Raw genomic sequence first — 15867 nt, 5'->3', positions numbered from 1 at the left:
CCCCTATTCGAGTGAACGGGACAACCGCGAGATTATTGGAATTAGGGGTATGCGCAACTGAGTGCGGCGTGGTCGGCTTGAAGTATAAACGATCGCGAATCAATTCATGAGCCCCGCTGATCGTAGGAACTGTCGAGTGCAACGAGGCTGCGATCTTTCCACTGACAATTGAGTCTGGCGTGAAAGATCAAAAGATCGCAGCCTTCGGCAGCGCCTACGGGAGGAGGGACAAGACAAGGAGCGTGCCGTGCTTGCGACGGCCTTGGTGTTGGTAGCGGCGTTGTTGCATGCGGCGTGGAATACGCTGATCAAATTCAGTGGCGAGCGTTTGCTGGTGGTGGCGTGCATGGACAGCGTCGCCCTGCTGTTCGTCGCGTTGACCCTGGGTTTCGTGGCATTGCCGCCGTTGGAGATCTGGCCGTGGATCCTGGCCTCGGCGGCGTTCGAGCTGCTGTACCGCTATTTGCTGATCCAGGCTTATCGGGTCGGTGACCTGGGGTTGGTCTATCCACTGATGCGTGGCCTGTCGCCGCTGGTGGTGCTGGCCCTGACGTTTATTTTCGCTGGCGAAGCGCTGACGACCCAGCAGGTCATCGGCATTTTGCTGATCCCGTTCGGCATGCTTTGCCTGTTGTGGCAGGGCGGTGGCGGCGACCGGCTGCCCTGGTCGATGCTGCCAGTGGTGGCGCTGATCGGCCTGTGCATCGGTTGCTACACCTTTATCGATGGCCATGCCCTGCGACGTTGGTCCCATCCGCTGGATTACCTGGTCTGGGTCACGCTGCTCAGCGCCTGGCCCTTCCCCTTGCTGGCGTTGGTGAGCAAACGGCCGGCGTTCATGGGGTTCTGGCACGAACAGTGGCGGCTGGGGTTGGCGGTCGGATTCTGCGTATTGTTCAGCTACGCTCTGGTGCTATGGGCCATGCAACTGGGCTCAATCGCCGAAGCGGCGGCACTGCGGGAGATCAGCGTGATCCTGGTGGTGCTGTTCGGCATGCGCTACCTGAAAGAACCTTTTGGCCGGCCGCGGCTCTTAGCCTGCGGGCTGGTGCTGATTGGCATGCTGGTGATGAAAGCCTGACGCTCGATTCTCTATAAAACTCAAAAAGGAAGTGCGGTATGACGGTTGCCCTGTGGTGTGTGTTGATTGCTTTTCTCCTGCCTTACCTGTGTATAGGGATCGCCAAGGCCGGTGGGAAATACCGGTTGCAGGATAATCACGATCCCCGGGACTTTCTCGATTCACTCGAAGGCGCGCCCCGGCGTGCCTACGCGGCGCAACTGAACAGCTTTGAAATCAGCCCGTTTTTCGCCGCCGCTGTGATCGTCGCGCACCTGGCCGGCAACGCCGAACTGGTCACCATCAACGTGCTGGCGGTGCTGTTCATCACCAGCCGCCTGCTCTACATCATTTGCTATCTGGCAGACTGGGCGATTCTGCGTTCGCTGGTGTGGTTCGTGGGGGTAGGGTTGGTGGCGAGTTTCTTCTTCGTTTCGATTTGAGCCTGGCGGCCGAATCGTCGGCGTCTGTACTGGCCCTATCGCGAGCAAGCTCGCTCCCACATTGGATCTAGCCGCACACAAGATATGTGTCCACTGGCGATCTACTGTGGGAGCGAGCTTGCTCGCGATAGGGCCTGTACCCTCAATCCATTTCTCAAGGGTTGGCGGCCACTGCATTCGCCACCTGAGGCACTTGCGGCAACGCCATGCCCTTGGGCCAGAGCATCCAGATCTGTCCCTGCTGTTTCATGTCCCCGGCCAGTTGGCCCGCCGCTTCACCCGTGCCCCAGAACAGGTCCGCCCGCACTTCGCCGGTAATCGCACCGCCAGTGTCCTGGGCGGCGACGGGGCGGTTCAAGGCGCTGCCATCGGGACGAGTGGTGGATAACCACAACAGGCTGCCCAGCGGAATCACCTTGCGGTCCACCGCCACGCTGTAGCCGGCGGTCAGAGGTACATTCAGCGAACCTCGCGGGCCTTCGTTGCTATCGGGGTTGCGGTTGAAGAACACGTAGCTGGGGTTGCTGGCGAGCAATTCGGGAATGCGGTTCGGGTTGGCCTTGGCCCAGGCACTGATGGTGCCCATGGTCACGTCTTCTTTCTTGAGTTCGCCTTGTTCGACCAGCCAGCGTCCGATGGGACGGTAAGGATGGCCGTTCTGGTCAGCATAGCCGATGCGCAGTTGGCGGCCGTCAGCCAATTGAATGCGTCCCGAACCCTGTATTTGCAGGAATTGCAGGTTCATGGGATCGGTCAGCCAGGCAATGACCGGCGCCTTCGCGCCGTTGGTCTCGATGGTGGCCGCGTCGTCGTACGGCTTGAGCACCCGGCCTTCGAGGCGGCCGCGCAAGCGTTTACCCTTGAGCTCAGGGTAGATGCTGTCCAGCGACACGATGATCATGTCCTCCGGTACACCGTAGACCGGGATATTCGCCGTGGTGGTCTGGGTGAGGCTGCCGGGGTAGACCGGCTCGTAATAGCCGGTAATCAGGCCGTTGGGGCTGTTGTCCCCCGAGCGCAGGCCATAGACGTCCAGGTTCTGTTTCAGGAAGTTGCGTACATCCTGTGGGGTTTGCGGCGCATTGGCCGCTGCCGCGCAGGTCGGGCCCCAGGTCGCATCGGCCTTGAGCCGGGTGCACGCGCTGCGCCAGGAACCGAAACCGGCCAGCAGGTCTGCATCGGATACCGCCGGCAGCGCCTCCCAGGGGGCGCTGACATAGGTGGCGAGGGCGTGGGTCTGCGGTTCTTCGACCTTTTCGCCGCGGTTGCAACCGGCCAACAGTGCCATCAGCGGTAGGGTCAATGCCAGGCCTTTGTGCCAGGGCTTGATGCGGCTGTTCATGAAGATTTCCTTTGCAGCCATTCGGACGCTGTCAGGCGCTCGAACAACCCGTATTGTTGATAGGGCCATTGGTCTTTACCGATGACCCGAGGATACTAACCGCCGTTTCCTGCCCCGAGGCCAAGATGTTTGTAAAACGATTTTCCATGGCCGTGCTGGCCTGCCTGATGTTGTCCGCCTGTGGCGGCGTCGATCCCAATTCGCCCCTGGGCCAGCGCAAGACGATTTTCAAGCAGATGCTCAAGACCAATGAAGAGCTGGGCGGCATGCTGCGCGGCCGAGTCCCGTTCGATGGCGCACGTTTCGCCGAGGGCGCGGCGCAGCTGGACCAATTGTCCCATGAGCCGTGGAAGCACTTCCCGCAAGTACGCGAGCAAGACCACACCAGCGCCCGGGATGACGTCTGGCAAAAACAGGCGCGCTTCCAGGAGCTGGCTCGCAACCTTGAAGCGGCCACCGGTGAGTTGGTGACCGCCAGCAAAGTCCAACCGTACAGGGCCAGTTACCTGGGGCCGGCAGTGCAGAAGGTCGAAGATGCGTGCAGTGCCTGTCATAAAGAGTTTCGGGATTATTGACTTGCCTTGAAAGATCGCAGGGCTCGCCAGCCAGCGCCTACAGATTGGATCGGATCCTTGTAGGCGCTGGCGAAGCCTGCGATCTTTTCAATGTTCACTTATCCAACTCATCCACCGCTTCCTGCAATTCCTTGCGGGAGGCTGCCAGCTTGTCCTTGCGTTTGTTGATCCGCTCGGCATCGCCTTTCTTCATGGCCTTTTCCAGGTCGGCCTGACGCCGGCTGACCTCGTGCTTGGCATCGAGCACCTTGTTTTCACGCTCCTTGCGCAAGGACGCATCGGTGCAATGGGTGGTGACTTCACTCAGTGCGGTCTCCAGGCCTGCCTGCTGGTCCTGGTTGCCACGGGACTTGGCCAGTTCGATCTGGTTGATGATGCCCTGGCGCTTGGCCGCGCAGCCGGTGAGTTCCGGGGTTTGCTCGTCCGCCAACAAAGGGGCGGCCATGGCGCTGCATAAGACCAGCAGGGCAACGGGGGACAGGAAATTCATAGCAACTCCGTAAAAAAATCGCGAGCGGTCGGTACAGATGCGCTGTTGGAACGCATGTTCGCCCCTTGGGTTCAACCGCACGGGGGGCGGATTAAAAACCGTCGACCCCGGCGGAGCGTAATACGTCACTCAAGGCCAGCACCTGCGGCTCGCGAAAAAAGGCGCTCAATTGCGCGGCGCGTCCCGGTCCGATGCCGACTTCGGCTTGCCATTGTTCGGTGCTGCGCTCGGCCAGCGCCTGCCACGGCCCTTCCAGCCGGGCCTCACCGATGGGGGGCAGGCCCAAGGCCTTGAGCCATTGCCCGAAAGGGCGTTGCCGGGCGCTGTCGAGGCTGGCGAGCAGGCGCGCGCTGGTGCGTTCGCCGAAGCCGTCAATGTTAGCAAGCTCGGCGGCATCGAGGGTCAACCAATCCAATAATCCGTGAAGCCTGCCGGCCGCCAGGAGTTTTTCCCAGGTGCCGGGGCCGACATGGGGCAGGGCGAGCCCGTGCTTGCCGCTGAGCCAGTTCAGGCGTGCGAGGAATTGGCTTTCACAGCCGGGCGTCGCTTGCCAGCAGCTCAAGAAGTGGTGATCGCTCGCCACAGGCGCATTGACGTCCTGGCGCTCGAGGCTGCGCAGCACCACCTCGTCGAGTCGTGGAATGGTCAGCCCGGCCAGGCTGATGGCGACCCGATCGCCGGGACGGATGTCCATCTCCTCCCAGCGCTTGAGGGAGCTGACGCTGACCCGGCGAATCCGCCGGTCGTCGAGCAGGGTCGGTTCAAGTTCCAGCACGGGGGTGATACGCCCGGTACGCCCGACCTTGAAGCGCACCTTGCGCACTTCGGCCAGGGCCTGGGCATACGGGTATTTCCAGGCCACGCTCCAGAACGGCGACCTGGCCTGCCAGCGGTCGGCGGGTGGGCGGCGGCTCTGGCGCAGGACGATCCCATCGCTGGCGAAGGGCAGCGGGGTGCGGTACCAGTGGTCGCGCCACCGCTCGGCATCCTTCAGTGTCCGGACAGGCTGGTTGTAGTCGCGGGTGTCAGCGAAGCCCAGCGCGTTCAGCGCGGCCATCCGCTCTGGCAGGGTGTCGGGCCCGTCAGGCCAGTCCCAGACGAACAGGCCAATGGAGGATGCTTCCTGCGCCGTCAAATTGTTGCGCGCCATCAAGCCCGCCACGGTTGCGCGGGCGTTCAGACTGCCACGGCTGGCTTGGACATGGGCGTCCAGGCGCCAGTACAACTCCCCCTGGACGACCAGGTCCACGGGCTGGCGCAGTCGCTGCGCGAGGGCGCCGATCTGGTGCGCGCTCGCGGTCCAGTCATGCCCCTGGACGCCATCGCCGCGGCTGATCGCCTGATGCAGGCGGCCCTTGCGGTAAACCAGGGAGACCGCCACGCCATCGACTTTCGGTTGCGCCCAGACCTCCTCTCGCCCGAGCAGCCAGGCCTCCACTGCGTCGGCATCCTTCAGTTTTTCCAGGCCGGTATGGACGACAGGATGCCGCACCTTTCCGCCCGCTGGGCGCAGGGGATTGTCGGGCGCCGCGAGATTGAAGCAGTGGCGCCATTGGCCCAGCTGTGTGCGGGATTGATCATAAAGCTCATCGGCCACCAGCGACTGGCCGAGGCGGTGGTAACGGTCGTCCCAGGTGTCGATTTGCTGTTGCAGCGCGGCGATCTCCGCCCGGGCTCGTTCAGCGGCCCAGTCGGGACAGGGTGCGGCTACTGCGGGGAGGGCCATGAATACGAGACAGGCGAGGGCATAGAGGAACGGTGGCATCGAAGCATCCTTGCTCGGTTGAGTATCTGAAGGCTAGTCAGCGTCCCGGCTGTTGCGAGGGGCGGAGCGTTACCGGATTTTGCGGCGCCTGGTGGCAAAGTCGCGGCGGTACAGTCCCGCGGGATTTCGCCACGCAACTGTCCCTTGAACCGCCCAATGACCGGTGCAGAATGAGCCTTCGATCCACCTCTGTCTGGAACGCCCGAATGGACCTGCCGACACTCGCTGTTTTCATTCCGGCCTGCTTTGCGCTGAACATGGCGCCGGGGCCGAACAACCTGCTCTCCATCAGCAACGCCTCGCGTTATGGCTTCGTCCGGGCGTGCAGCGGCGGCATCGGTCGGTTGCTGGCGTTCGCGATCATGATCGCCCTGGCTGCGGTGGGCCTCACCGCGGTGTTGCACACATCGGAGCTGCTGTTCCTGGGGATCAAGCTCGTCGGTGCCGGTTACCTGTTCTATCTGGCCGTGCAGTTGTGGCGGGCCCGGCCCGAGGCCGACAGCGAAGCCGGGCTCGCATCGATGACCCGGGCCGGCCTGGCGCGCCAGGAGTTCCTGGTGGCGATTGGCAATCCGAAGGCAATCTTGTTGTTCACTGCGTTCCTGCCGCAATTCGTCGACCGTACAGGTACCGTCACCCAACAATTCGCCGTGCTGGGTGGCTTGTTCCTGGCGCTGGAGTGCATCGCCATCGGGTTGTATTGCTACATGGGCATTTACGCGCGGCGGCTGTTCGCCCGGCCCAGTGGCAAGCGCCTGTTCAATCGGATGTGTGCGGGGCTGCTCGCCAGTGCGGCTTCGTTTTTGCTGGTGGCACGGCGGGCCTAGACTCTCTGAGGTCCCTGTTGGGTCCCCCTGTGGCGAGGGGATAAATCCCCTCGCCACAGAAGCGGTGCCTGACTTTGATTTTTTAATAAAAAAAGCCCCTGGCGACCCAGTCGCCAGGGGCTTTTCCTTGCTCGCGGGTGTTACAGGCCGGCAGCGGCGCGCAGGGAGTCCGCGCGGTCGGTTTTTTCCCAGGTGAACGTGGTGAAGGTATCGCCATCGACGGTCTTGGTCTCTGGCGTACGACCGAAGTGACCGTAGGCGGCGGTGTCCTGGTACATCGGGTGCAGCAGGTCGAGCATGGTGGTGATGGCGTATGGACGCAGGTCGAACACTTCGCGGACCAGGTTGATGATCTTGTCATCGCCGATCTTGCCGGTGCCGAAGGTGTTCAGCGAGATCGACGTAGGCTGGGCGACGCCAATGGCGTAGGACACCTGGATCTCGCAGCGCTCGGCCAGGCCGGCGGCCACGATGTTCTTGGCGACATAACGACCGGCGTAGGCGGCCGAACGGTCAACCTTCGATGGATCCTTGCCGGAAAACGCGCCACCGCCGTGACGGGCCATGCCGCCATAGCTGTCGACGATGATCTTGCGACCGGTCAGGCCGCAGTCGCCCACCGGGCCGCCGATGATGAACTGGCCGGTCGGGTTGATGTGGAACTGGGTGTCCTTGGACAGCAACTCGGCAGGCAGCACGTGCTTGACGATCAATTCCATCACGCCTTCGCGCAGGTCTTTGTAGGACACCTCAGGGTTGTGCTGGGTCGACAGGACGACGGCGTCGATACCGACCACCTTGCCGCCTTCGTAACGGCAGGTCACCTGGGACTTGGCGTCCGGGCGCAGCCAAGGCAGCAGGCCGGATTTACGGGCCTCGGCCTGGCGTTGAACCAACTGGTGCGAGAAGGTGATCGGGGCCGGCATCAGCACGTCGGTCTCGTTGCTGGCGTAGCCGAACATCAGGCCCTGGTCGCCTGCGCCCTGGTCTTCAGGCTTGGCCCGGTCAACGCCCTGGTTGATGTCCGGGGACTGCTTGCCGATGATGTTCATCACGCCGCAGGTCGCGCCGTCGAAGCCGACGTCGGAGCTGTTGTAGCCGATGCCCAGGATGACGTCGCGAACGATCTGTTCCAGGTCGACCCAGGCCGACGTGGTGACTTCGCCAGCGATGATCGCCACGCCCGTTTTCACCAGAGTCTCGCACGCCACCCGGGCGAACTTGTCTTCAGCAATGATGGCGTCCAGCACCGCATCAGAAATCTGGTCGGCGATTTTGTCCGGATGCCCTTCAGACACGGACTCGGAGGTGAAAAGGGAGTATTCGCTCATCTCGATGTTTTCCTACAAGTTACCGTTGGTGAGTGTCGCCAGTGGGTCGCTGAAAGTGGCGAACCTGGATCTGGAAACCATTACGTAAGCCTACATAGAGGCTTTCCCCGGGCACGAGGCCCGCTGCGGTGGCCCAGCGGGCCAGGTCGTCCTGTTCAAAGCCGAGCCAGAGGTCGCCACAGGCTTCCCTGGCCCAGCTCTGGTTGTGGCTGCATAGCTCGGTCACCAGCAGGCTGCCGCCCGGTTGCAGCAGGCGAGCCATGTGCTTGAGTGCATCGGCCGGCGCGGCGAAATGATGCAGCACCATGTTCAATACCACGCAGTCGGCCTGCAGGCTCATGCCGTCCAGTGCATCGGCCAGTTGCAGGCGCACGTTAGCCAGGGCCTCGCGCTCACAGACCTGGCGCGCCAGCTCGAGCATGGCCGGGCTGTTGTCCAGTGCCGTCACCTGGCTGAAGCGCCGCGCCAGCTCCGGCAGAAAGGCGCCATCGCCGGGGCCGACTTCGATCGCCGTGGCCGCAGGCTCGAAGCTCAATTTGTCGAGCAGCGCCACCACGCTTTCACGGTATTGCGGCAAGCCGGCGATCAGGTCTTGCTGGGCGCGAAACTTCTCGGCGACCCGTGCGAAGAAGTCCTGGCTGGCGGCCGCCCGTTGTCCGTGAACCTGGGCGATGCGAGCCTGTACGTCGGTCGGCAGGCTCAGTGCGTCCACTTCGTCCAGCAGGGCCGCGTGCAGTTTGCCGCCCAGCAGGTCGGTGTGGGGCAGGGCGCGGCGATAGAAAATGGCGTTGCCTTCCCGGCGGGTCGCCACCAGGTCGGCCTGGGCCAGGACCTTGAGGTGGTGACTCATGCCGGACTGGCCGATGCCGAAGATCTGCGCCAGTTCCAGCACGCCGAACGAATCGTTGGCCAGGGCGCGCAATACATTGAGCCGCAACGGATCGCCGCCGGCCTTGCAAAGGGCCGCCAGCTCATCGCAGTCGTCTTGGCGAATGGAGGGCGCGGGCAGGTTCATGGTGGCGCAGTCTTCATTGGTGGGGCGGTCCGTCCCAGTGAGGGCGGTCTGGTTGAGGGCAGTCTAGTGAGGGGTTTGGATCCTCGCAAGTTCAATATCAAAAAGTTTTGATATTGGTTGATAAATGGCACTTCCCGATCCGTGCTTGACTCTACAGATCATCAGCGGAAAGGTTTCACCCGGCGAATGCGACTTTATCCACCGGAAAAACGCTCAAGGATGACTATCTGTCATTGCCCCGGGGCGGGTGGGTGAGGGAAAATGCTCGCCTTTTTCAGTTTCGTTTTATTCATTCTCGATTCAATACCCGCAGGAGAACAGCGATGCCCAGCCGTCGTGAGCGTGCCAATGCCATTCGTGCCCTCAGCATGGATGCCGTGCAGAAAGCCAACAGCGGCCATCCCGGTGCCCCCATGGGTATGGCGGATATCGCCGAGGTGCTTTGGCGCGACTACCTCAAGCACAGCCCGAGCAACCCCTCGTTCGCCGACCGTGACCGCTTCGTGCTGTCCAACGGCCACGGTTCGATGTTGATCTACTCGCTGCTGCACCTGACCGGCTATGACCTGTCGATCGATGACCTGAAGAACTTCCGTCAGTTGCACAGCCGCACCCCGGGCCACCCGGAATACGGCTACACCCCAGGCGTGGAAACCACCACCGGCCCGCTGGGCCAGGGCCTCGCCAACGCGGTGGGCTTTGCCCTCGCCGAGAAAGTCCTGGCGGCGCAGTTCAACCGCCCAGGTCATAACGTCGTCGACCACCACACCTACGTGTTCCTGGGCGATGGCTGCATGATGGAAGGCATTTCCCATGAAGTCGCCTCCCTGGCCGGCACCCTGGGCCTGGACAAGCTGATCGCGTTCTACGACGACAACGGCATCTCCATCGATGGCGAAGTCGAAGGTTGGTTCACCGATGACACCCCCAAGCGCTTCGAAGCCTACAACTGGCTGGTGATCCGCAACGTCGACGGTCACGATCCGGAAGAGATCAAGACCGCCATCGAGACCGCTCGCAAAAGCGCCCAGCCGACCCTGATCTGCTGCAAGACCACCATCGGTTTCGGCTCGCCGAACAAGCAAGGCAAGGAAGACTGCCACGGCGCGCCACTGGGGGCCGAGGAAATCGCCCTGACCCGTGCCGCGCTGAAGTGGAACCATGGCCCGTTCGAAATCCCGGCCGACATCTACGCCGAATGGGATGCCAAGGAAAAGGGCCGTGCGCTCGAAGCCGATTGGGACCAGCGCTTCGCTGCCTATTCCGCCGAGTTCCCCGAGCTGGCAAACGAGCTGGTGCGTCGCCTCAGCGGCGAGCTGCCGGCCGACTTCGCCGAAAAAGCCTCGGCGTACATCGCTGAAGTCGCCGCCAAGGGCGAAACCATCGCCAGCCGCAAGGCCAGCCAGAACACCCTGAACGCCTTCGGCCCATTGCTGCCGGAACTGCTGGGCGGTTCGGCCGACCTGGCCGGTTCCAACCTGACCCTGTGGAAAGGCTGCAAGGGCGTCAGCGCCGAAGATGCCAGCGGCAACTACATGTACTACGGCGTTCGCGAGTTCGGCATGAGCGCGATCATGAACGGCGTCGCGCTGCACGGCGGCCTGGTACCTTACGGCGCCACCTTCCTGATGTTCATGGAATACGCCCGCAACGCCGTGCGCATGTCGGCGCTGATGAAAAAACGCATCCTGTATGTGTTCACCCACGACTCCATCGGCCTGGGCGAAGATGGCCCGACGCACCAGCCGATCGAGCAACTGGCGAGCCTGCGTTGCACGCCGAACCTGGACACCTGGCGTCCGTGCGATGCGGTGGAGTCGGCGGTGGCCTGGAAATACGCCCTCGAGCGTAACGACGGCCCATCGGCGCTGATCTTCTCCCGTCAGAACCTGCAGCACCAGAACCGCGATGCCGACCAGATCGGCGATATCACGCGCGGCGGCTACGTGCTCAAGGACTGCATCGGCGAGCCAGAACTGATCCTGATCGCCACCGGCTCCGAAGTCGGCCTGGCCGTCCAGGCCTACGACAAGCTGACCGAGCAGGGCCGCAACGTACGCGTCGTGTCCATGCCGTGCACCAGCGTGTTCGATGCCCAGGATGCTGGCTACAAGCAGGCTGTGTTGCCGCTGCAAGTCAGCGCGCGGATCGCCATCGAGGCTGCCCATGCCGATTACTGGTACAAGTACGTGGGCCTGGAAGGCCGCGTGATCGGCATGACCACCTACGGCGAATCGGCGCCTGCGCCGGCGCTGTTCGAGGAGTTCGGCTTCACCCTGGAAAACATCCTGGGGCAGGCTGAAGAGCTGCTGGAAGACTGATCCGAACGTTGCATCGTCCGGGTTGACGCCATCGCGAGCAAGCTCGCTCCCACAAGGTTCTCCACCGATCCTGTGGGAGCGAGCTTGCTCGCGATAGCGCAGGCTCAGGCAATACTGAACTGCAGGATTCACCACGGTAATCGAGAGCCCCATGCCCCAACCGCGTCCCTACAAAGTTGCACTCAACGGCTACGGCCGGATAGGTCGTTGCGTCTTGCGTGCATTGTTCGAGCGAGGAGCCAAGGCCGGGTTCGAGATTGTGGCCATCAACGATCTGGCCGACATGGCCAGCATCGAATACCTGACACGCTTTGACTCCACCCACGGCCGGTTTCCCGGCGAAGTGCGGGTCGAGGGCGATTGTCTGCTTATCAATGGCGACTGCGTGAAAGTGCTGCGCAGTGCCACCCCCGAAGGCATCGATTGGGCGTCCCTGGGTGTCGATCTGGTGCTCGAGTGTTCCGGTGCCTACCACACCCGCGAAGATGGCCAGCGTTTTCTTGCGGCTGGCGCGCCGCGGGTGCTGTTCTCCCAGCCGATGGCCAGCGAAGCGGATGTCGACGCCACCATCGTCTACGGTGTGAACCAGGATTGCCTGACCGGCGAAGAGTTGCTGGTGTCCAACGCGTCCTGCACCACCAACTGCGGCGTGCCGCTGTTGCGCCTGCTGGACCAGGCCATTGGTCTGGAATACGTGTCGATCACTACGATCCACTCGGCAATGAACGACCAGCCGGTGATCGACGCCTACCATCATGAGGACTTGCGCCGCACCCGTTCGGCGTTTCAATCGGTGATTCCGGTGTCCACTGGTCTGGCGCGCGGCATCGAACGCCTGCTACCGGAACTTGCCGGGCGAATTCAGGCCAAAGCCGTGCGGGTGCCGACGGTCAACGTGTCCTGCCTCGACATCACGATGCAGACCGTGAGCGATACCGACGCCACCGAGGTCAACCGGATCCTGCGCGAAGCCGCCACCAGCGGCCCGCTCAAAGGCCTCCTGGCTTACACCGAGTTGCCTCACGCCAGTTGTGATTTTAACCATGACCCCCATTCGGCCATTGTCGATGCCAGCCAGACCCGTGTTTCCGGGCCGCGGCTTGTGAACATCCTGGCCTGGTTCGACAACGAATGGGGGTTTGCCAACCGAATGCTGGACGTTGCCGAGCATTACCTGCAAACCGCTTCGAAAAAACCTGCTCTCTAAACAGTTACCCAGGAATTGCGACCCATGACCGTGTTGAAGATGTCCGACCTCGATCTGCAAGGTAAGCGCGTACTGATCCGCGAAGACCTCAACGTCCCCATCAAGGACGGTGTTGTCACCAGCGACGCGCGTATCCTGGCTTCGCTGCCGACCATCAAGCTGGCCTTGGAAAAAGGCGCGGCCGTGATGGTCTGCTCCCACCTGGGCCGTCCGACCGAAGGCGAGTTCTCTGCGGAAAACAGCCTCAAGCCGGTAGCCGATTACTTGAGCCGTGCCCTGGGCCGCGACGTGCCGTTGGTCGCTGACTACCTGGGCGGCGTGGATGTGAAGGCCGGTGATGTCGTGCTGTTCGAAAACGTGCGCTTCAACAAGGGCGAGAAAAAGAACGCCGATGAATTGGCCCAGCAATACGCCGCCCTGTGCGACGTATTCGTGATGGACGCCTTCGGCACCGCTCACCGCGCCGAGGGTTCGACCCATGGCGTGGCGAAATTCGCCAAAGTCGCCGCCGCAGGCCCGTTGCTGGCGGCCGAGCTGGACGCACTGGGCAAGGCCCTGGGCTCGCCGGCCCAGCCGATGGCCGCCATTGTGGCCGGCTCCAAAGTCTCCACCAAGCTGGACGTGCTCAATAGCCTGAGTCAGGTGTGCAACCAGTTGATCGTCGGTGGCGGCATCGCCAACACGTTCCTCGCCGCCGCTGGTCACCCGGTCGGCAAATCCCTGTACGAGCCGGACCTGCTGGACACCGCCCGGGAAATCGCCGCCAAGGTCAGCGTACCGTTGCCGGTGGACGTGGTCGTGGCCAAGGAATTCGCTGAAAGCGCGACGGCCACCGTCAAGCTGGTGGCCGACGTGGCCGACGACGACATGATCCTCGACATCGGCCCGCAAACCGCAGCCAACTTCGCCCAATTGCTGAAATCCTCCCAGACGATCCTGTGGAACGGCCCGGTCGGTGTGTTCGAGTTCGACCAGTTCGGCAACGGCACCAAGGTGCTGGCCCAGGCTATCGCCGAAAGCTCCGCGTTCTCTATCGCTGGCGGCGGCGACACCCTGGCGGCCATCGACAAATATGGCGTGGCCGACCAGATCTCCTACATTTCCACCGGTGGTGGCGCGTTCCTCGAATTCGTCGAAGGCAAGGTGCTGCCGGCCGTGGAAGTCCTGGAAAGCCGGGCCAAGGCCTGAGGCTGCGTTGACCAGGCAAAGGAGTGTTCTGATGGTCAAGACGTTCACGTTGTTGCTGGCGGCAACGATGCTGGTGGCTTGCTCGAGCAGCCCGCAGGCTCCGGCCTCCCAAACTGGCACGCCGACGCCCGAAGAAGGCTGTTACCAGGCCGACTGGCAGGCTGAGACGAATCCGGTGCTGAACAAGCGTTCCGGACCGGACGGCCTGGACAAATACGAGACGCAAACCCCGGCCAAGGAACATGGTTGTCCTTGACGGGTCTGACTCTTAACTCATGGCGGGCGGCGTGTGCTGTCCGTCGAGGAACATGGATGAAAGGCTTGATCGCCGTTATGGCGTTGGCATTGCTGGCCGGTTGTTCGCAACTGGGTTTTTTGCAGTCGTCCGAGCCCGTGGCAGAGGGCTGGACGAGCTGGACCTGTGACAGCGAGGCCAAAGTGCTCTGGCGCTACACCGATGCCGCCCGCGAGGAAGTCGATGTACGCCTGGGCGGCGCCGATAAGGTTTATCGCCTCAAGCTTGAGCCGGGTGCTGAAGGTTCGCTGTACAGCGACGACATGCTGGCTTTTCACGTCAAGGGTGAAGAAGGCCTGGTGTATTGGGTCGCCACCAATGACTTGATTGGGCGTGGCTGCAAGGCGCAGTAATACGATTGAACGGATCCACAGAGATCTAGATGTGGGAGCGAGCTTGCTCGCGATAGCGGTGTATCAGGCAACAGTGATGTTGAATGTACCGCCCTCATCGCGAGCAAGCTCGCTCCCACAGGGATCGCGTCAGTATTTGGGTTTAGCGATACCGAACACGCAGGCCGGGGCCAACCCCCGATCCGCAATGACTTGAATAGCCGCCGCCGCTCCGGCAGGCTGGCACGATTAACGACCCTCGACCGGGAGAGACACACAATGGCACTTATCAGCATGCGTCAGATGCTGGACCACGCAGCCGAGTTCGGCTACGGCGTTCCAGCCTTTAACGTCAACAACCTTGAGCAGATGCGCGCCATCATGGAAGCCGCTGACAAGACTGACTCTCCGGTGATCGTCCAGGCTTCGGCCGGTGCCCGCAAATATGCCGGCGCGCCGTTCCTGCGTCACCTGATCCTGGCGGCGATCGAAGAATTCCCGCACATCCCGGTGTGCATGCACCAGGACCACGGCACCAGCCCGGACGTCTGCCAGCGCTCCATCCAACTGGGCTTCAGCTCGGTGATGATGGACGGTTCCCTGGGCGAAGACGGCAAGACCCCGACCGACTACGAATACAACGTCCGCGTTACCCAGCAGACCGTGGCCATGGCCCACGCCTGCGGCGTTTCCGTGGAAGGCGAACTGGGTTGCCTGGGTTCGCTGGAAACCGGCATGGCCGGTGAAGAAGACGGCATCGGCGCCGAAGGCATGCTGGACCACAGCCAGATGCTGACCGACCCGGAAGAAGCGGCGGACTTCGTCAAGAAAACCCAGGTCGATGCCCTGGCCATCGCCATCGGCACCAGCCACGGCGCCTACAAGTTCACCAAGCCACCTACCGGCGACGTGCTGGCCATCGACCGCATCAAGGAAATCCACAAGCGCATCCCCAACACCCACCTGGTGATGCACGGTTCGTCCTCGGTTCCGCAGGAATGGCTGGCGATCATCAACCAGTACGGTGGCGACATCAAGGAAACCTACGGCGTGCCGGTTGAGGAAATCGTCGAAGGCATCAAGTACGGCGTGCGCAAGGTCAACATCGACACCGACCTGCGCCTGGCGTCCACTGGTGCCATGCGTCGTTTGATGGCGACCAATCCGAGTGAGTTTGATCCGCGTAAGTTCTTCGGCGCTACTGTGACGGCCATGCGTGATGTGTGCATTGCGCGGTATGAGGCGTTTGGGACGGCGGGTAATGCTTCCAAAATTAAGCCGATCTCGTTGGAAGCGATGTATCAGCGGTATTTGAAGGGTGAGTTGAACGCTAAGGTCAACTGAGGCTTCCTTCAGTGGTGTGAGAAAACCCGCAGTGATGCGGGTTTTTTTATGGGTGGGGTTTGTGTGTATATCCGTTTCTTGGGTAACGGCGGCTTAGGGAGTGTCAGAAATTTTGTGTTCGGGCATAACATGAGTCAGAGGTGCATGTATGCCAACCAAAAAGAAACCCCTGCGTGACCTGCCCAAAATCCCCAAAGAGCTGCTTGAGCAGTTTGGTGAGGGGCTGATGACAGCGGAAGCCATCGAGGACGCCTCGGCAGCGTTCAAGAAGGCCCTGATTGAACGAGCCTTGACCGCTGAACTCGGCCATCACTTGGGCTATCCCCCGGGCG

Annotated in this window: 15 protein-coding genes and 1 pseudogene; 11 read left to right on the top strand and 5 right to left on the bottom strand. The window is 62.2% G+C overall.

The genetic code is table 11. The features are described 5' to 3' along the window. Nucleotides 1-247 precede the first annotated feature (247 nt). Together BLQ55_RS26155 and BLQ55_RS26150 are read left to right on the top strand one after the other, a co-directional pair. Nucleotides 248-1081: an EamA family transporter gene (locus BLQ55_RS26155; RefSeq protein ID WP_092204922.1), complete on the top strand. Its 834-nt coding sequence runs from the start codon at nucleotides 248-250 to the stop codon at nucleotides 1079-1081. 38 nt (nucleotides 1082-1119) lie between these two features. Beyond that, entirely contained in the window at nucleotides 1120-1503 is a 384-nt protein-coding gene (locus BLQ55_RS26150; protein ID WP_060740239.1) for an MAPEG family protein, read from the top strand. 154 nt (nucleotides 1504-1657) lie between these two features. On the opposite strand, the gene BLQ55_RS26145 is transcribed toward BLQ55_RS26150, so the two are convergent. After that, complete coding sequence (locus BLQ55_RS26145) at nucleotides 1658-2845, bottom strand: murein transglycosylase A (protein ID WP_092258192.1); 1188 nt, start codon at nucleotides 2843-2845, stop codon at nucleotides 1658-1660. A gap of 125 nt (nucleotides 2846-2970) precedes the next feature. Here BLQ55_RS26145 and BLQ55_RS26140 point away from each other — a divergent pair, with 125 nt between their 5' ends. Beyond that, nucleotides 2971-3420 (top strand): c-type cytochrome, encoded by a 450-nt coding sequence (locus BLQ55_RS26140; protein ID WP_060740241.1) that lies wholly within the window; start codon nucleotides 2971-2973, stop codon nucleotides 3418-3420. Between the two features lie 94 nt (nucleotides 3421-3514). On the opposite strand, the gene BLQ55_RS26135 is transcribed toward BLQ55_RS26140, so the two are convergent. Together BLQ55_RS26135 and ligB are read right to left on the bottom strand one after the other, a co-directional pair. Then, nucleotides 3515-3910 carry a DUF1090 domain-containing protein gene (locus BLQ55_RS26135; RefSeq protein ID WP_092204920.1) on the bottom strand — a complete coding sequence of 132 codons (396 nt, stop codon included), beginning with the start codon at nucleotides 3908-3910 and terminating at the stop codon, nucleotides 3515-3517. 91 nt (nucleotides 3911-4001) lie between these two features. After that, on the bottom strand, nucleotides 4002-5675 hold the full coding sequence (ligB, locus tag BLQ55_RS26130; protein ID WP_092258189.1) for an NAD-dependent DNA ligase LigB: 1674 nt from the start codon (nucleotides 5673-5675) through the stop codon (nucleotides 4002-4004). 206 nt (nucleotides 5676-5881) lie between these two features. On the opposite strand from ligB, the gene BLQ55_RS26125 reads away from it, so the two are divergent. Then, entirely contained in the window at nucleotides 5882-6502 is a 621-nt protein-coding gene (locus BLQ55_RS26125) for a LysE family translocator (protein WP_092258186.1), read from the top strand. 140 nt (nucleotides 6503-6642) lie between these two features. Here the strand turns inward: BLQ55_RS26125 and metK are convergent, their stop codons facing one another. Beyond that, the gene (gene metK / locus BLQ55_RS26120; RefSeq protein WP_092204917.1) at nucleotides 6643-7833 is read right to left on the bottom strand and encodes a methionine adenosyltransferase; all 1191 of its coding nucleotides are present in this window, start codon (nucleotides 7831-7833) and stop codon (nucleotides 6643-6645) included. Between the two features lie 19 nt (nucleotides 7834-7852). Continuing rightward, on the bottom strand, nucleotides 7853-8848 hold the full coding sequence (locus BLQ55_RS26115) for an ArsR/SmtB family transcription factor (RefSeq protein ID WP_092204916.1): 996 nt from the start codon (nucleotides 8846-8848) through the stop codon (nucleotides 7853-7855). 323 nt (nucleotides 8849-9171) lie between these two features. On the opposite strand from BLQ55_RS26115, the gene tkt reads away from it, so the two are divergent. From tkt to BLQ55_RS26080, 7 genes and pseudogenes are all read left to right on the top strand, one after another. Further along, the gene (gene tkt, locus BLQ55_RS26110; RefSeq protein ID WP_092204915.1) at nucleotides 9172-11169 is read left to right on the top strand and encodes a transketolase; all 1998 of its coding nucleotides are present in this window, start codon (nucleotides 9172-9174) and stop codon (nucleotides 11167-11169) included. Nucleotides 11170-11320: 151 nt separating this feature from the next. Continuing rightward, nucleotides 11321-12376 carry an erythrose-4-phosphate dehydrogenase gene (gene epd / locus BLQ55_RS26105; RefSeq protein WP_092258182.1) on the top strand — a complete coding sequence of 352 codons (1056 nt, stop codon included), beginning with the start codon at nucleotides 11321-11323 and terminating at the stop codon, nucleotides 12374-12376. A 24-nt stretch (nucleotides 12377-12400) separates the two neighbouring features. Continuing rightward, nucleotides 12401-13564, top strand: a complete 1164-nt coding sequence (locus BLQ55_RS26100) for a phosphoglycerate kinase (RefSeq protein ID WP_092258179.1) — start codon at nucleotides 12401-12403, stop codon at nucleotides 13562-13564. Nucleotides 13565-13595: 31 nt separating this feature from the next. Continuing rightward, a complete protein-coding gene (locus BLQ55_RS26095) occupies nucleotides 13596-13820 on the top strand; it encodes a hypothetical protein (RefSeq protein WP_092204912.1) in 225 nt (74 codons plus the stop codon). 56 nt (nucleotides 13821-13876) lie between these two features. After that, complete coding sequence (locus BLQ55_RS26090) at nucleotides 13877-14212, top strand: MliC family protein (RefSeq protein WP_092204911.1); 336 nt, start codon at nucleotides 13877-13879, stop codon at nucleotides 14210-14212. A 258-nt stretch (nucleotides 14213-14470) separates the two neighbouring features. Further along, nucleotides 14471-15535 carry a class II fructose-bisphosphate aldolase gene (fba, locus tag BLQ55_RS26085; protein WP_072346296.1) on the top strand — a complete coding sequence of 355 codons (1065 nt, stop codon included), beginning with the start codon at nucleotides 14471-14473 and terminating at the stop codon, nucleotides 15533-15535. Between the two features lie 148 nt (nucleotides 15536-15683). Then, nucleotides 15684-15867 (top strand): annotated as a pseudogene (locus tag BLQ55_RS26080) (IS256 family transposase); the annotation flags it as partial.

The organism is Pseudomonas sp. NFACC13-1 (assembly GCF_900104425.1).
Taxonomy (GTDB): Bacteria; Pseudomonadota; Gammaproteobacteria; order Pseudomonadales; family Pseudomonadaceae; genus Aquipseudomonas; species Aquipseudomonas fluorescens_AA.
The sequence above is the reverse complement of the archived record's forward strand: the minus strand, read 5'-3'. Positions and strand labels throughout refer to the sequence as shown.

What these genes read in the sequence shown, in the direction of transcription:
- fba (WP_072346296.1), top strand. Translation starts at nt 14,471, where the DNA reads ATGGCACTTATCAGCATGCGTCAGATGCTGGACCACGCAGCCGAGTTC.
- BLQ55_RS26150 (WP_060740239.1), top strand. Translation starts at nt 1,120, where the DNA reads ATGACGGTTGCCCTGTGGTGTGTGTTGATTGCTTTTCTCCTGCCTTAC.
- BLQ55_RS26145 (WP_092258192.1), bottom strand. Translation starts at nt 2,845, where the DNA reads ATGAACAGCCGCATCAAGCCCTGGCACAAAGGCCTGGCATTGACCCTA.
- tkt (WP_092204915.1), top strand. Translation starts at nt 9,172, where the DNA reads ATGCCCAGCCGTCGTGAGCGTGCCAATGCCATTCGTGCCCTCAGCATG.
- BLQ55_RS26115 (WP_092204916.1), bottom strand. Translation starts at nt 8,848, where the DNA reads ATGAACCTGCCCGCGCCCTCCATTCGCCAAGACGACTGCGATGAGCTG.
- metK (WP_092204917.1), bottom strand. Translation starts at nt 7,833, where the DNA reads ATGAGCGAATACTCCCTTTTCACCTCCGAGTCCGTGTCTGAAGGGCAT.
- BLQ55_RS26135 (WP_092204920.1), bottom strand. Translation starts at nt 3,910, where the DNA reads ATGAATTTCCTGTCCCCCGTTGCCCTGCTGGTCTTATGCAGCGCCATG.
- BLQ55_RS26090 (WP_092204911.1), top strand. Translation starts at nt 13,877, where the DNA reads ATGAAAGGCTTGATCGCCGTTATGGCGTTGGCATTGCTGGCCGGTTGT.
- BLQ55_RS26140 (WP_060740241.1), top strand. Translation starts at nt 2,971, where the DNA reads ATGTTTGTAAAACGATTTTCCATGGCCGTGCTGGCCTGCCTGATGTTG.
- BLQ55_RS26125 (WP_092258186.1), top strand. Translation starts at nt 5,882, where the DNA reads ATGGACCTGCCGACACTCGCTGTTTTCATTCCGGCCTGCTTTGCGCTG.
- BLQ55_RS26100 (WP_092258179.1), top strand. Translation starts at nt 12,401, where the DNA reads ATGACCGTGTTGAAGATGTCCGACCTCGATCTGCAAGGTAAGCGCGTA.
- epd (WP_092258182.1), top strand. Translation starts at nt 11,321, where the DNA reads ATGCCCCAACCGCGTCCCTACAAAGTTGCACTCAACGGCTACGGCCGG.
- BLQ55_RS26095 (WP_092204912.1), top strand. Translation starts at nt 13,596, where the DNA reads ATGGTCAAGACGTTCACGTTGTTGCTGGCGGCAACGATGCTGGTGGCT.
- ligB (WP_092258189.1), bottom strand. Translation starts at nt 5,675, where the DNA reads ATGCCACCGTTCCTCTATGCCCTCGCCTGTCTCGTATTCATGGCCCTC.